Origin of the sequence: Dryocola baronae (assembly GCF_051297175.1) — a bacterium.
Lineage (GTDB): Bacteria > Pseudomonadota > Gammaproteobacteria > Enterobacterales > Enterobacteriaceae > Dryocola.
The window spans coordinates 910,427-923,948 of the sequence record NZ_JBINNY010000001.1 but is presented as its reverse complement, the minus strand read 5'-3'; the positions used below and the strand labels follow the sequence as shown (position 1 = coordinate 923,948).

Sequence of the window (13,522 nt, the reverse complement as noted above, 5' to 3'; positions counted from 1 at the left end):
CGCTTATCCACCCTACATTCGAAGCGCGGCATGCGGGAAATGGTGGATGGCGCTGCGCTTATCCACCCTACAATCGGAGCGCGGTATGCGGGAAGATGGTGGATGGCGGCTTGCGCTTATCCACCCTACATTCGGACTGCGGTATGCGGGAAATTGGTGGAGGCGGCTTGCGCTTATCCACCCTACATTCGGAGCGCGGTAGGCGGGAAATGGTGGATGGCGCTGCGCTTATCCACCCTACATTCGGAGCGCGGTAGGCGGGAAATGGTGGATGGCGGCTTGCGCTTATCCACCCTACAATCGAGCCTAAAACGTTGGTCGGGTAAGGCGTAAGCCGCCACCCGACACCCGACACCTTCCCCGCCGAACCACCAAAAAACTACTCGACAAACGCCTCGGTCACCGCGTCTACCATCGCCATCTCGTCGCGGCTGAGCAGCTTTTCTATATTGACCAGAATCACCATGCGCGACTCCATCACCCCGATCCCCATCAGGTAGCGGCTTGCCAGCCCGGCCCCCACTTCCGGGGTCGGCTTGATCTGCTCTTCTTTCAGCGAAAGCACGTCGGCAACGCCGTCCACCACGATCCCGACGATGCGATCGTTAAGATTTAGGACGATCACCACCGCCCGGTCGTTGGCCGGATCGACCTCAAAGGCGAAGCGCACGCGCAGATCGACAATCGGTACGATCACGCCGCGCAGGTTGGTTACGCCGTTGATAAAATCGGGCGCGTTCGGAATGCGGGTCACGCGGTCGCAGCCGCGGATCTCCTGCACTTTTAGGATCTCGATGCCGTACTCTTCATCTCCCAAACGGAAGATCAGGTACTCCTGCTGCCCGGCATCGATAACGGAAAGCATACTGCCAGTTTGTAACGTCATGGTTTATTCCCCTGCGCGTCCCCGACCAGGATCGCGTTTTCACTTAGCCGGTGACTCAAGGTCGCCAGCTCAACAACATCAAGAATGAGCGCCACGCTGCCGTCCCCCATAATGGTGGCGGCGGAAATACCGGGCACTTTGCGGTAGTTTTGCTCAAGGTTTTTCACCACCACCTGGTGCTGGCCGATAAGCTGATCGACGCACAGCGCATAGCGGCAGCCCGCGCTCTGCACGATAACGATAATGCCCTCGTCCACGCCCTTATCCTCCGGCACGGCGAACACTTCGCGCAGCCTGGTGAGCGGTAAATACTCGCCGCGCACCTGCAGGAGCTGGTTCTCGCCGACGAAGCGGTAGAGCATTTCGTCGGTCGGCTTGAGCGATTCCATCACCACGCCGAGCGGCAGGACGTAAATCTCATCGCCCACCCTCACCGACATGCCGTCCAGAATGGCGAGCGTCAGCGGCAGGATGATGCGAATGGTGGTGCCGCGATCTTTGGCCGACAGCACGTCAACGTGCCCGCCCATGGCAAGGATGTTTCGCCGCACCACGTCCATGCCGACGCCGCGCCCGGAGACATCGGTGACGTTCTCCGCCGTGGACAGCCCTGCGGCGAAGATCAGCATCCACACGTCCTCGTCGCTCGCGGTGTCGCTGATGTTGGTCCCGCGCGAGCGCGCCTTGGCGAGCAGCTTCTCGCGGTCAAGCCCCGCGCCGTCGTCGGTCACCTCAATCACGATGCTGCCGCCGTGGTGTTCCGCCGAAAGGGTCAGATTGCCCACCTCGGACTTGCCCTTCGCCACGCGCACGTCCGCCGGTTCGATGCCGTGATCGAGGCTGTTGCGCACCAGGTGCGTTAACGGATCGATAATGCGTTCAATCAGGCTCTTATCCAGCTCGGCGGAGCCGCCGATAAGCGTCAGCTCGACGTCTTTATTCAGGCGCGAGCCGAGGTCGTGCACCAGGCGCGGGAAGCGGCTGAACACGTAGTCCATCGGCATCATGCGGATCGACATCACCGATTCCTGAAGCTCGCGGGCGTTGCGTTCGAGCTGCGCGACGCTGCTGAGCAGCATGCCGTCCTTCGCCGGGTCGAGCGATTTGGCGAGCTGCGAGAGCATCGCCTGGGTGATGATAAGCTCCCCCACCTGGTTGATTATCTGATCGACCTTTTCCACCGCCACGCGAATGCTGCCCGATTCCGAGGTGGCCGATTTTTTGGCGGCGCTTGTTTTTGCGACCGCAGGCGCGGCGGCAGGTTTTGCCACAGCCGCGACGGGAGTCACGGCGACGGGAGCCGCAGCGACGCTCGTTTCCACCGCCGCTGCCGGAGCGGCGACGCTCACAAGGCCGGTGGTGCCAGCCTGCTGAATGACGATCTGTTTTTCATCGAGCACAAAGCACAGCACCGCCGTGATATCGTCTGCGGAGGCGGTTGTTTCCAGCACCACGCTAAGCGCATCGTCGCTGGACTCGTGGCTGATAACGTCGCCGAGATTAGCCAGCTCTTCGAGCATCTGCGCCTGGTCGTCTTTTGCGAGATCGCTTATCTTCACGCTCAGGCGCGGCACGCCGCAGGCGGCCTCTTCCGGCTGCCCAACCTCGTCGGCAAGCGCGATGGCGAGCTGCTCGACCGGGTCGCAATGTTCCGCCACGACGATTTGCTGTAGCGCCTCGCGGATGTAGCGGAAGCTGGCTTCATCCGGCTCCTGCGACGCCTCGTAGGCTTCCAGCTGCGCCTGCATGATGTCCTTGCCCTCGAGGAAAAGGTTGATCATCGCGCGGTTGAGGGCCAGCTCGCCGCAGCGGGCTTTATCCAGCAGGTTTTCCAGCAGATGGGTGGTTTCCTGCAGCGCGGTGAAGCCAAAGGTGCCCGCGCCGCCTTTGACCGAGTGCGCGGCGCGGAATATCGCGTTTAGCTGTTCCGCGTCGGGCGATGCAACGTCGAGGGCCAACAGATGCTGTTCCATTTCGGTTAACAGCTCGCCCGCTTCGGCAAAAAATACCTGAGAGAAATCATTGACGTCCATTGCCGCCTCCCTGCTGTATGCTCACATTGGTTCCGGCAGGCAACGGCGTTGTCGCCTGCTGAAGTACGGTGTTTTCATCGCGAATCTGCTGCTCTTTCGGCTCGCTTAGCACGAGAATGCTGATGCGACGGTTCATCGGGTTGTCCGGGCTGAGGTCGGCAAGCCCCATGCGGCTGCCGGTGCCGATCACGCGCAGGAAGTGATCGTCGTCCAGCCCCGCTCTGACCAGCACGCGCCGCGCCGCGTTGGCGCGACCGGAAGAAAGCTCCCAGTTGCTGTAGCCGGTGTTGTTGCCCGGATAGGGCAATGAATCCGTGTGGCCCGTCAGGCTGATTTTGTTTTGCAGCTCGTTAAGCAGCGGCACCAGCGCATGCAGGATGCCGGTCATGTAGGCCTCCGGGGATTCGCTGCCGACCTTGAACATCGGGCGCTCCTGGGAGTCGGTTATCTGGATCATCAGGCCGTCGTCGGTCAGCGTCAGCAGCAGGTTCGATTTAAAGTTGTTGAGGCGCGGATCGGTTTCAATCATCCGCTCCAGCCGCTCTTTGGCCCGCTTCAGGCTCTGCGCGCCCTTGAGCTTGTCGAGCCGGTTGAGCTTCTGTTTCCAGACTTCGCCCTCCTGCTTCATCGGGTCATCGCCGCCGCCGGGGATCACGCTGTCGCTCAGGCTGATTTTGTTACCCTGGGCCAGGGCAGGCTTGATGGGCACGCGGAAGTAGTCGGCAATCATCTCGCGCTTGGTGTCGCTGGCGGTGGAAAGCAGCCACATCACCAGAAAAAAGGCCATCATGGCGGTCATGAAATCGGCATAGGCGATTTTCCACGTTCCACCGTGATGGGCATGTTTTTTGCGTTTTCGCTTGCGCGAAATAATGACCGGAGCCGCGCCTTTCATCACGCAGCGCCCTCTTTCGCCTTAAAGCTGGCGTTGGTTTTGACTTCGCGGACGTGCTCTTCAAGCTCGACGAACGAAGGGCGCTCGCTGTTAAAAATGGTCTTACGGCCAAATTCCACGGCGATTTGCGGCGCGTAGCCGTTCAGGCTGGAAAGCAGGGTCACCTTGATGCACTGCAAAATTTTCACCTGGTCGCTGCTCATCTGGCGTAAAAGCGTTGCCAGCGGCAGAACGAAGCCGTAGGCGATAAGAATGCCGATGAAGGTGCCCACCATGGCGTGCGCGATAAGCATGCCCAGCTCCGCCGCAGGCCGGTCGGCCGCCGCCAGCGCGTTGACCACGCCCATTACCGCCGCCACAATGCCGAACGCCGGGAAGGCATCCCCGACGGTATTCAGGCTGTTCGCCGGAACCTCCAGCTCCTCTTCGCAGGTTTCGATCTCCTCGTCCATCAGCGCTTCGATTTCGTGCGAGTTCATGCTGCCGCTGATCATCAGGCGGAAGTAGTCGAGGACGAAGTTAATCAGGCTGGGGTCGGAAAGCAGGCGCGGGTAGGCGGAAAATATTTCGCTGCTGGCCGGGTCTTCGATGTCTTTCTCAAGCGACATCAGCCCCTGAACGCGGCTTTTCGACAGCAGCAAAAACAGCAGCGCCATCAGATCCATATACACGGCCTTGTTGTAACGCTTGCCGACAAACAGCCGCACCAGCGCTTTACCGGTGGCTTTGAGGGATTTGGTGTTGTTGCCGACGATAAACGCCCCGACCCCCGCCCCGCCGATAATCAGCAGTTCAACGGGCTGGAACAGCGCTGCCAGGTTGCCCCCGGAAATCACAAAACCGCCAAACACGGTCGCAATAACAACAAGATAGCCAATGATAACTAACACACTTACTCCTTCTTTAAACAATATCCGCCCCCGGCATCACTGCGGGGGCGTGTAAAAGCCATCTCGTGAACCGCAGGCGTTCGGTCAGGCGGAAGCGGCAAGCGCCTCCTGCTGCAAAGAGAAAGCGTCGATATAATCCTGATTGCTGGCCTGCGACTTTTTCAGCGCGCGGGAAGGCGGGCTGCACAGGCTGCAGGTAAAGGGTTTTTTGATATATTCGGTGGCGACCACAAAGCCGCCTTTGCATTCGCTACAGGCTTTCTGGGAAACAATGCCGCAGTCGATAAAGCGTAATAATGTCCAGGCGCGCGTCAGGCCCAGCACCGGTTTTTCCCCGGAACGCGGATAACACTGTTCCATATAAAGCCGGTACGCTTTCATCATCGTTTCAATGGTGCGGCCCTGCTGCGTCTGCTTTAAATAAAGGAAGATGTTATAAAACATCGACGAGTGAATATTCTGCTCCCAGGACATAAACCAGTCCTCAGAAAAAGGCAGCATGCCTTTTGGCGGCGGGCAGCCTCTTAATTCTTTATACAGTCGCAACAAACGGCGGCGGCTCAATGAGGTTTCAGATTCTAAAACCTGCATGCGCGCGCCAAGCTTAATCAACTCCATGGCGATATGGATTTCATGAATTTCCTGCAGCAGGCTTTTTTCGTTATCGCACATATTATTCTCCTCCTGCCGTTGCGGCATTCTGCTCGCAAAGTGAATTGAGTAAATTAGTCGACAAAATAATGCCGGTGTGAATTTGCTGTAGCGCCTCAATACGTGAATCTTTGGTCAGGTTTTCAATGACAACTTCATCATCAATGCGCAGACGACAAATTAACTGATTGGTCGATGCCAGCTTCATTAGCTGCGGCAGCGATAAATCTTTCAAATTCTCGATAGACCCTTCTGATAATCCAAGACGGAAACCTGCGGCAAACTTATCTTTACGTATCAGCTGTTGGGCCAATAATAAATAAGAAAGGTTAATGTCATGGATACTTTGCAGATGCTCGTCAAAATTAGGCATGAAAATTCTCTCAGTTTTTATCAGTCGAAACTAGAAATGTAACTACGCAGAAAATACGGAGCACACAGTATTACGAAGACGACGCAGAGAACCTTTGGTATTGATATCCGTTATCCCTTTCCGTATTCAGCGGAGGACGATACCAGACGTCAAATATCCGACATCAATGCCAAAAGATGGCTGCATCAAAATGTGAGCGCATCATAGCCATACCTTTTTTTGTCCACAACCGCCCGGAAACATCAGGCGCTGAAAAAAACGACCTATCTCGTTGATAAATTTGATTATTAACCATCATTAAAAGATCTTAAAAGTCAACATTTTAATGTTAATTCAATCATTGGAAATAATGTTAATTCTGCCCGCAAAAAGAGAAAATGATTTATTTACCTTCCTCACTAAATATTAACAATAAAAAATTAACATAATAAAAACATTTTTCTAAGCGATATCCATTCGCGATCGCAGACGCTTAATTGCCAGACTGTGTAACTGGCTTACGCGAGTTTCGGTCAATCCCAGCACCAGCCCAATCTCTTTCATATTGAGATCCTGCTGATAATAGAGCTGCAAAATGGTCTGCTCTCTTTCGGGTATCGCGGCAATATGCCCGCCAATTCTGGCGATTAAGTTATCCTGAATCGCGTCATTGAGCGGATTCAGCGATTCATGCGCGTCTTCAATTTTCTCGAAGCTATCGGCAAACTGTTCCTGTAGCTCGTCCAACGAATAAATCTGGCTGGTATTGGTATCCGCCAGCATTTGCTGAAGCTCTTTTATGGATACGCCCATGCGTTCGGCAATATCCGCTTCGACCGCTTCACGACCCGTTTCCTGTTCAATCTGATGAATTACGGCGACCATTTCCCTGGCGTGGGTTCGCACTCTTCTTGGCACCCAGTCCCGCTCGCGTAATTCATCCATCAATGCCCAACGCACGCGCTGGGTAATCCAGGCGCTTAGCGTTACGCCTTTTTTCGGGTCAAACTGATCGACCGCGCTTAAAAAGCCCAGCGAACCCGCCTGAATTAAATCGTCAAGCTCCACGCTTGCCGGTAACCTTTTTTGCAAGCGTAGCGCTTCCTGACGCACTATATGTTGATATCTGGACCACAGGTCCGTTTTATCTTCAATACCTTCTGAAGTATAAATACCGCTCACAATGTTTATCCGGCCAATAATACTGATCAGAATTATCCGGTGAAAGCAGTCATTCATATAGCGCAATAAGCCGCTACAAAAACGTCCAATCCCCTACTTAATCCTTAAAAAACCACCGTTAATTAAATTAATGAAGCTAATTAACGGCGGTTTTATCGCTAATTAACAGGATTAAAAGGTTTCCCACGTTGGGTTATCCGTTTCGACTGCTTTCGCGCGAAATGCCGGTGCCGACGGCGCGCTGACGTAGCTCTTTTTCGGGGTGCCCGAGGTGCTAAGCACAAACTGCGCGACGAGGTTTTCCAGGTCGTCTGACTGCTTTTCCAGGTTCGCCGCCGCCAGCGCCGCCTCTTCGACCATCGCCGCGTTCTGCTGGGTCACCAGGTCCATTTCGTTGACGGCCTGTGAAATCTGGTTGATGCCCGCGCTTTGCTCGTCGGAGGCCGAGGTGATTTCACCCATGATTTCGGTCACCTGCGAAACGGAGGTCACAATGTCCTGCATCACGGCGCTTGCCTGGCTGACCTGGCGGGAGCCGCTGTCCATGGTGGCGACGCAGGTATTGATCAGCTGATTGATCTCTTTTGCCGCATCGGCGCTGCGTTTTGCCAGGTTGCGCACTTCTTCTGCCACCACGGCAAAGCCGCGGCCCTGCTCGCCGGCGCGCGCCGCTTCCACCGCCGCGTTAAGCGCCAGAATGTTGGTCTGATTAGCGATGCTGTCGATGACGCTGTTAATCTCGCCAATCTGGCGCGAGCTGACGGTAATCTGCTCCATAATCTGCTCAAGATTTTGCATCTGATCGCCGCCGTGGCGGGCGTTCGAGCTGGCCCCCTCCGCCAGCTGGCGTGCGCTGTGCGCGTTATCCGCATTCTGGCGCACGGTCGTTTTAATCTGCTCCATGCTGGCAGCGGTTTCCTGCAACGCCGATGCCTGCTCTTCGGTGCGGGAAGAGAGGTCGTTATTGCCGTTGGCAATTTCACGGGCGTTTTTATGGATGCCGTAGACGCCCTCACGAATCCCTTCGATGGTGTCGGTCAGGGTGTGGCGCATCTGCTCAAGCTCCTGGAGCATCAGGCCAATTTCGTTTTGCTGGCCCACCTCGATTTTTCTGCTCAAGTCCCCGGCGGAAATAAGCTTCAGCGAATCAATGGTGTCCTGCAGGCGCTGCACCAGGGTGCGGTTGAGCCAGATGCGCACGGCAATCAGCATCAAAATAGCCACGCTGAATACGACGATGCCGACAACAACCATATAGCGATTGCCGCTTTCCGCGTCCTCAACGTAGCCGTCGCTCGTCCTGTCGGAAATAGCGGTATAAGCGCCGATTTTGTCGCGTAATAATGCGCGCGACCGGAGTTCATTGGTAATATCGGAAGGATCGCCCGCAGGGTTATTAATGAAATTCATTTTGGCGAGGGTTTCCGCCTCGAGCGCATCGAAGGCGGTCTTAACCTCATGCGCCGCGTTCTTGCCCGCTTCGGAGTTAAACGGCGAGGCCATAAACTGCGCCATGCGATCGTGGGCTGCGGCAAGAATATCCTTAGTGTCATCAATCATATTCTGGGTGACGCTATGGCCGAGGCTGCTTTGCAGCATCAGGGCATTAATTCGCGCAGTCGCGGAGTTAATGTTATAGGCGGCATCGCGGATTTGATTATTATTTTCCCCGGCGATCAAAATTCTTTTTAAATTGCCGTTGGTGGTGACGCTATTAAAAACGGAATATCCGGTGGTAGCGAGCAATGTCATGGCAAAGCTGCCGATAATCAGAGATATGGCGGTATAAATTTTAAGTTTGCTGAACATAGTATCCATCGGGTAAGGCTACCGATCGGACACCGATAGCATTCACCACTCTTTCAGAAGTAAGAAATAAAAAAGAAAAAATAAAGACGTAACGATTATTTAGTGAAGATATTCATCTTCTGCATCGCCTGAAATACCATCATCGAGGCATTAAGCGAAAACTCGGCCATTTTAGAATCGGTAATCACGCCAATCTGCGTGCCGTAGTCGGAGCCAACCGCCGCCTGGAGCTTGTCGATCATCGCGTTGCGATCGGTATCGCCGCGCAGATCCAGCTCGTCGAGGCGCTGCAGGTTGGTGCCAAGCTCGGCCTGCACCTTGCCCAGGCTGCCGATTCCGGCATCGACGGCCTTGCTTGCCTGGCCCAGGGCATCGCGCAGGTCGTTATCAACCGGGCCGCCTTTATTCAGCTGGGCGACCGCTTCATCCAGCGCTTTAAACAGGTCGGTGCCGCTGCCGCTCATAAAGATTTCGCTGCCGAGGTAGCCGACCTTCATCTCGGAACCCTGCTCCACGGTTTGCGAGATAGCCCGGTCGCCGCCCTGATAGTTGCCCGCCGCGTCAAACGGCGCGGTGTCGGACTTATAGCCCGAGAAGATGTAGCGCCCGCCGCCGTCGCGGCTGTTGGCGAGATCCATCAGGTTTTTGCGGATGCCCTCGATTTCCGTCGCCAGCGCCTTGCGGTCGTCTTCCGACATGGTTTCGGTCTGTGCGGCGACAAGCTTCTGGCTCAGGTTTTTGGTCAGCAGGTTGCCGATGGAGCTAAGCGTTGAGTCCGTCTGCTCCATGCTGCCGCGCGCGGTGGAGCGCGCGTTGGAATAGATTTCCATCTTCGCCAGCGCGTCCTGATACATCACCGCGTTGGTTGCGCCAACCGGGTTGTCCGAGGCCGACAGCAGGGTTTTGCCTGCCGACACCTTCATGTAGGCGTCGTTGTTTTCGTTGATCCGTCGCGACATGCTGTCGATGCTTTGTTTGAACATATACTGCGTGCTTAGGCGCATTGTTAATTCCTTTTCTGCTCGGCAGACGGTTATTTAAGGGTCAGCAGGGTGTCGAACAGCGTGGTCGCCGCCTGCAGGATCTGGGCGTTTGCCTGGTAGTACTGGGTAAACATTTGCAGGTTCATCACCTCTTCGTTGAGATCGACGCCGGAGGTCGCCTGCCACTTGTATTCCAGCTCCTGCAACACGCTGCTTGACGCGTCGCCGTCCACCTTCAGCGCGTTCATCGACGAGCCGACGGAGCCAACAAGCGTTGCGTAGGCGTCGGTGAGCGTCGCCTTGCCGCCCAGCAGCTTTTCGTCCTGAATCTTCAGCAGTTCCAGCAGGTTAACGTTGTTTTTGGCATCGGTCGGGTCGTTGGAATCCGAGGCGGCAATTTCTTCGCCGCTGGCGATAGCCACGTCCAGACTCTCGGCCACGCCCGCCGCCGGGTTCATCACAAAGCTGTCCCCCGCCTGCGGCGTGCCGCTCACCTCAATTTCCACGCCGTCGAACACCAGCTTGCCCGTTGGGTCAGTGGTATAAGGCACGTTACGGCCGTCGGCCCCTTTCACCTGCCAGCTGGTGCCGTCGAAGGTGATGGAATAGTCCTCGGCGTTCACCTGGCCGATGTTGCCGTTGAACTTTGGCGTAAGCGCCGCGTCCCCGCCGTTGTTGGTGTTGGCGATGGCCTTCGGGTCGGGAATGGTAAAGAGATCGCCGCCCGGCTGGCCGTTCTGGTCGAAGCCGTTGCGGTTCACTTCGTTAAAGCGCGACGCCATCTGTAGGGCAATCTGGTTGATTTCGTTGCGCGCGTGGGTCAGGTCTTCGTTGCGGAACTTGAACAGGCCGCCCAGCACGCCGCCGGTGATGCGCTCTTCGTTCAGCGGCTTGGCCACGCCGTTGGCGTCAACGTAGGAAACGATGGTTTTGTTCGGATCGGCCGGTGAGGTGGAGGCTTGCATCTTATAGGCGGTCTCGCCGCTGACCAGCGCGCGGCCGTCGGCAAGCTTCACGTCAACGCGCCCGGTTTCAATATTCTCGTTCACCTCGATGCCGATGTGCTCGCTGAGCTGGCGCAGCAGGCCGTCGCGGGTATCCAGCAGATCCGAAGGCGGCGTGCCGCCCTGCGCCGTGATTTTCTCAATCTGCATGTTGAGGCGCGCCAGCTGCTCGGTGCTGTTATTAATCACGTCAACGCTTTGCTTGATCTTGGTGTTGGTGCTTTGCTCAAGGCCGGTCAGGCGCTTGCTGCTGGTATTAAACTGGTAGGTTAACGAGTCGAGCTTGCGGAAGGCGGCCTGGCGGGATGACGGCAGGCTTGGGTCGTCGCTGAGCGTTTTCATCGCCCCAAAGAAGCCGTTTAGCGCAACGGAAGGGTTAGATTCGCTGTCGCCCAGCATGTTGTCGATTTCGCTGAGCTGCTCGTAGCGGCTGGTGATCCCGGCCATGGTGTTCGACGCGCCGCGCAGCTGGTTATTGATAAACGCATCATAGCCGCGCTGCACGCCGTTGACCTGCACGCCGTAGCCGTAGAAGCCTTTGCCGGTCGCAAGGCCGCCCGCTTCACCCAAAATAATATCGCGACGGCTGTAGCCCGGCGTCATGCCATTGGTTAAATTGCTGCCGACTACGCTCAGCGCCGACTGTGCAGTACTAAGACCGCTTTTCGCTAAATTAAAGAGATTCATAGTTTACCAACGAATTTCATGAAGCCTTGCCCGGCGCTGCCGGACAAGGAAATTAACTTATCCTTCTTACTTCATCGGTGATTCAGAAAATTACTAAAACGCGATTGCTAAAATAATTTCGCCAAATCGTTTTGGTAAGCCTGAACGCCGCGGTCAATATTGCCTTTGACCTTCTGAATAATATTGATGAGCTTGGTGGCATAGGCCGGGTCGGTCGCATAGCCACCGGCCTGCAGAGCGCGAGCGCCCTGCTCTGGGGAAGAAGACCGCGCGACCTGGCCGTAGCGCGGGTTGTCTTTCAGCAGGCTGGTGTAGTCCGCCAGCGCCTCGGTGTAGGAGTCGTAAACGCGAAACGCCGCTTTGACCTTGCGCTTTTCGCCGTTGATAAACTCGGTGGTGGTGATTTCCGTGGTTTTGCCCTGCCAGTCGCCGGTGGCCTTGATGCCGAACAGGTTGTGGCTCGGCTTCCCGTCCTCGGTCAGGATTTCCCGCTTGCCCCAGCCCGATTCCAGCGCCGCCTGGGCCAGAATCAGGTGCGCGTGAATACCGCTTTTCTGCGCTGCCAGCATCGCCGGGCGCAGCATGCGGTTGATAAACGGATGGGACTTGTCCCCCTGCTCGGCGACGGCTGACGCTAGCGGCACGGCCTGTGCTGGGTCAGCCTGCGGGGCAGGAGGGGTCGTCGCGTTCGCAAGCGTATAGGGCGCGGCACCCGGCGCAGGAATGGTGGCGGCAGGCTTGATGCCCTCGCCGCCCATTTGCCTGACGATGAGATCGGCAAACCCAAGCTGCCCCTTGCGCGCGATATCCTGCGAGATCTGCTGGTCGTACATCGAGGTGTACATGTCCGACGCCTGGCTTTCCAGCAGGCCGCCCTTGAAGCTGGCGTCGCGCATGCTTTTCATCACCATCTGCACGAAGATGCCTTCCATCTGCTTCGCGGCCTCGCGCAGCGCCTGCGGCGAATTGTTGCCCGCATCGCGCTTAAGCGCGTCGAGCGAACGCACGTCAAACGCCGCGCCGCCTGCCTTATCGAGCGCGTTCATCAGTTAATCTCCAGCTTCGCCCGCAGGCATCCCGCGCTTTTCATCGCCTGTAGGATTGACATCAGCTCGTTTGGCGTCGCGCCCAGCGTGTTCAGCGCCCGCACCACGTTATTCAGATCCGTGCTGCTGCTAACCCGCTGGAGCGAGCCGCCGCGATCGCGCACGGAGATTTCGGTCTGCGGCACGACGACGGTTTCGCCGCCGCCAAACGGCGTGTCGGGCTGGCTGACGACGTTGTTTTGCGAGACTTCGACCGTCAGCGCGCCGTGCGCCACGGCGCAGGCATCCAGCGAAACGTGGCGGTTCATTACCACCGAGCCGGTGCGGGAGTTAACGATGACTTTCGCATCCTGGATGGTGACGCGAACCGGGATATCCTGAATGTTTGCCAGGAAGCGCACGCGCGACGGGCCGTCCGCCGGGGCAAAAAGGCGAACCGTGCGCGCGTCTTCCGGCATCGCCGCCCCGCCGCCGTAGCGCTTGTTGATCTCGTCGCTGATCTGCTGCGCGAGGCCAAAATCGGTGTCGTTAAGCTGCAAACGAACCGCGCTTTGGCTGGCGAAATCGTTGAGAACCTCGCGTTCGACCGTTGCGCCGCCGTTAATCCGCCCGCCGTTTAGCTGGTTGACCTGCACACGGCTGCCGCCGGACTGGGCGCCCGCGCCGGAAATCAGCACGTTGCCCTGCGCCAGGGCATAGATTTGGTTATCGACGCCCTTCAGCGGCGTCATCAGCAGCGTGCCGCCGCGCAGGCTTTTGGCGTTGCCGAGCGAAGAAACCACGATGTCGATTTTGTCGCCGGAGCGGGCAAAAGCGGGCAGCTCGGCGGTGACCATCACCGCCGCGATGTTTTTCAGCTGCATGTTGGTGCCCTGAGGCACGGTGATCCCCAGCTGCGAGAGCATGTTATTGAGGCTTTGCCCGGTAAAAGGCGCCTGCATCGTCTGGTCGCCGGTGCCGTCTAAGCCCACCACCAGGCCGTAGCCCATCAGCGAGTTGGAGCGCACGCCCTGCACGGTGGCGAGGTCGCGGATGCGCTCGGCGTGTGCGGCTTGCGGCATCGTCAGCATCACGGCGTAAAGCGCGATGCTAAGGAAAAACAGG

At 57.2% G+C, this 13,522-nt stretch carries 12 protein-coding genes; all 12 read right to left on the bottom strand.

Annotated elements, in window-relative coordinates; genetic code table 11:
* Positions 1–379: 379 nt before the first annotated feature.
* Positions 380–886, bottom strand: coding sequence for a chemotaxis protein CheW (locus tag ACSPHG_RS04300; RefSeq protein WP_435952296.1), 507 nt, complete (start codon positions 884–886; stop codon positions 380–382).
* The gene (cheA, locus tag ACSPHG_RS04295) at positions 883–2,919 is read right to left on the bottom strand and encodes a chemotaxis protein CheA (protein WP_435952295.1); all 2,037 of its coding nucleotides are present in this window, start codon (positions 2,917–2,919) and stop codon (positions 883–885) included. The genes ACSPHG_RS04300 and cheA overlap by 4 nt, the downstream gene beginning before the upstream one ends.
* Positions 2,906–3,814 (bottom strand): flagellar motor protein MotB, encoded by a 909-nt coding sequence (gene motB / locus ACSPHG_RS04290; RefSeq protein WP_435952294.1) that lies wholly within the window; start codon positions 3,812–3,814, stop codon positions 2,906–2,908. Before motB ends, cheA begins: the two co-directional genes overlap by 14 nt.
* On the bottom strand, positions 3,814–4,704 hold the full coding sequence (motA, locus tag ACSPHG_RS04285; RefSeq protein WP_435952293.1) for a flagellar motor stator protein MotA: 891 nt from the start codon (positions 4,702–4,704) through the stop codon (positions 3,814–3,816). The genes motB and motA overlap by 1 nt, the downstream gene beginning before the upstream one ends.
* Before the next feature lie 84 nt (positions 4,705–4,788).
* The gene (gene flhC, locus ACSPHG_RS04280) at positions 4,789–5,376 is read right to left on the bottom strand and encodes a flagellar transcriptional regulator FlhC (protein ID WP_435952292.1); all 588 of its coding nucleotides are present in this window, start codon (positions 5,374–5,376) and stop codon (positions 4,789–4,791) included.
* A 1-nt stretch (position 5,377) separates the two neighbouring features.
* Positions 5,378–5,728 carry a flagellar transcriptional regulator FlhD gene (gene flhD / locus ACSPHG_RS04275; RefSeq protein ID WP_435952291.1) on the bottom strand — a complete coding sequence of 117 codons (351 nt, stop codon included), beginning with the start codon at positions 5,726–5,728 and terminating at the stop codon, positions 5,378–5,380.
* A gap of 441 nt (positions 5,729–6,169) precedes the next feature.
* Positions 6,170–6,889, bottom strand: coding sequence for an RNA polymerase sigma factor FliA (locus ACSPHG_RS04270; RefSeq protein ID WP_435952290.1), 720 nt, complete (start codon positions 6,887–6,889; stop codon positions 6,170–6,172).
* A 171-nt stretch (positions 6,890–7,060) separates the two neighbouring features.
* The gene (locus ACSPHG_RS04265) at positions 7,061–8,698 is read right to left on the bottom strand and encodes a methyl-accepting chemotaxis protein (RefSeq protein ID WP_435952289.1); all 1,638 of its coding nucleotides are present in this window, start codon (positions 8,696–8,698) and stop codon (positions 7,061–7,063) included.
* Between the two features lie 95 nt (positions 8,699–8,793).
* The gene (gene flgL / locus ACSPHG_RS04260; RefSeq protein ID WP_435952288.1) at positions 8,794–9,702 is read right to left on the bottom strand and encodes a flagellar hook-associated protein FlgL; all 909 of its coding nucleotides are present in this window, start codon (positions 9,700–9,702) and stop codon (positions 8,794–8,796) included.
* Positions 9,703–9,731: 29 nt separating this feature from the next.
* Positions 9,732–11,372 (bottom strand): flagellar hook-associated protein FlgK, encoded by a 1,641-nt coding sequence (gene flgK, locus ACSPHG_RS04255; protein WP_435952287.1) that lies wholly within the window; start codon positions 11,370–11,372, stop codon positions 9,732–9,734.
* Positions 11,373–11,479: 107 nt separating this feature from the next.
* Positions 11,480–12,418, bottom strand: a complete 939-nt coding sequence (flgJ, locus tag ACSPHG_RS04250) for a flagellar assembly peptidoglycan hydrolase FlgJ (protein WP_435952286.1) — start codon at positions 12,416–12,418, stop codon at positions 11,480–11,482.
* Entirely contained in the window at positions 12,418–13,488 is a 1,071-nt protein-coding gene (locus tag ACSPHG_RS04245; RefSeq protein WP_435955937.1) for a flagellar basal body P-ring protein FlgI, read from the bottom strand. Before ACSPHG_RS04245 ends, flgJ begins: the two co-directional genes overlap by 1 nt.
* Positions 13,489–13,522 lie beyond the last annotated feature (34 nt).